Source organism: Pseudoxanthomonas kalamensis DSM 18571, from assembly GCF_010211745.1.
Classification (GTDB): Bacteria; Pseudomonadota; Gammaproteobacteria; order Xanthomonadales; family Xanthomonadaceae; genus Pseudoxanthomonas_A; species Pseudoxanthomonas_A kalamensis.
Genome location: NZ_PDWQ01000015.1, coordinates 1 through 1,507, shown reverse-complemented (window position 1 = coordinate 1,507; position 1,507 = coordinate 1). Strand labels below are relative to the sequence as shown.

Below are 1,507 nucleotides of genomic sequence, written 5' to 3'. Positions count from 1 at the left end.
GGCCATGATTACGCCAGTTGTACGGACACGAACTCATCAGGGTCAGCCAGCAGCATCAGCGGTGCTGACTGAATCATGGTGAACTCACGCGCCGGATCGCCGGTGGTCACCCAGTTTTTCGGGTAACGGGCAGAGGCGTTAATGCCTTCGCGCTGTGCGTCCGCATCCTGAATGCAGCCATAGGTGCGCAGACCGCGTGCCTGAGTGTTCCCCAGCACCATCGTGTTGTCCGGCAGGAAGTTCTTTTTGACGCCGTTTTCCACGTACTGTCCGGAATACACGACGATGGCCACATCGCCATACATCCCCTTATAGGACACCGCTTTGCCCAGGTCTTTCACCGCTGTCTCCAGCTCGGAATTAGAGCCACGACGGGTATCCAGCTTCTCCTTGACGGCTTTGAAGGAACGGAACAGCGCCCAGCCTTTCGGATCGAACACGATGATATTCACCACACCGCTGGCGTTCAGCGCGTAGGCTTCGATATCGTCGGTCGGGTCATACGTGGACTTGTCACGCTTGCTCCACTCCGTGCCGCCGGACTGCGTGATGTTATTCTCCTCACTGCGGCCCATATCCACCTCAACCGGATCGAAGGCTTCACCGGTCATGGTGTATTTGCCCTTAAGCACGGCAGAAACTGCCTGCATCTCTTCGACCTGAGCAATGGCCAGCTCTTCGTCACGCATGTTCTGCATGATGATGCGACGGCGGCGGTAAGCCGGGTCCGCCAGATTCTGCGGATCTTCATCCGGCAGGCGACGCAGGGTCATCTGCGGATTCACTTCATGCTTCGGCTTGACATATCCCGGCGTAAATTCAGAGGTGGAGCCGCCACGGGAACGGATAACCTCACCGGAAACAATCGGCGAAACGTACAGCGCCATGTTTACCAGTCCCGGAATTTGTGAGAGATAGACTTTCTCCGTGGTGAAGGGATAGCTCTCACGGAAAAAGAGACGCAGAAACAGCGGATCAAACTTAAATTTCTGCTCATTTGCCGCCAGCAGTTGGGCGGTTGTGTACATCGACATAAAAAAATCCCGTAAAAAAAGCAGCACAGGCGGCCTTTCGTGATGAAGGGTAAAGTTAAACGATGCTGATTGCCGTTCCGGCAAACGCGGTCCGTTTTTTCGTCTCGTCGCTGGCAGCCTCCGGCCAGAGCACATCCTCATAACGGAACGTGCCGGACTTGTAGAACGTCAGCGTGGTGCTGGTCTGGTCAGCAGCAACCGCAAGAATGCCAACGGCAGCACCGTCGGTGGTGCCATCCCACGCAACCAGCTTACGGCTGGAGGTGTCCAGCATCAGCGGGGTCATTGCAGGCGCTTTCGCACTCAATCCGCCGGGCGCGGTTGCGGTATGAGCCGGGTCACTGTTGCCCTGCGGCTGGTAATGGGTAAAGGTTTCTTTGCTCGTCATAAACATCCCTTACACTGGTGTGTTCAGCAAATCGTTAACGGCATCAGATGCCGGGTTACCTGCAGCCAGCGGTGCCGGTGCCCCC

General features: G+C 56.5%; 2 protein-coding genes. Both read right to left on the bottom strand.

All coding sequences use genetic code 11. The annotated features are described in order from the left end of the window. Positions 1-8: 8 nt before the first annotated feature. Positions 9-1,034, bottom strand: coding sequence for a major capsid protein (locus CSC70_RS13630; protein WP_000063280.1), 1,026 nt, complete (start codon positions 1,032-1,034; stop codon positions 9-11). A gap of 55 nt (positions 1,035-1,089) precedes the next feature. Continuing rightward, entirely contained in the window at positions 1,090-1,428 is a 339-nt protein-coding gene (locus CSC70_RS13625) for a head decoration protein (protein ID WP_001312645.1), read from the bottom strand. Positions 1,429-1,507: the final 79 nt, after the last annotated feature.

Excerpts from the sequence above, each read along its gene's own strand:
- CSC70_RS13630 (WP_000063280.1), bottom strand. The coding sequence starts at position 1,034 with ATGTCGATGTACACAACCGCCCAACTGCTGGCGGCAAATGAGCAGAAA.
- CSC70_RS13625 (WP_001312645.1), bottom strand. The coding sequence starts at position 1,428 with ATGTTTATGACGAGCAAAGAAACCTTTACCCATTACCAGCCGCAGGGC.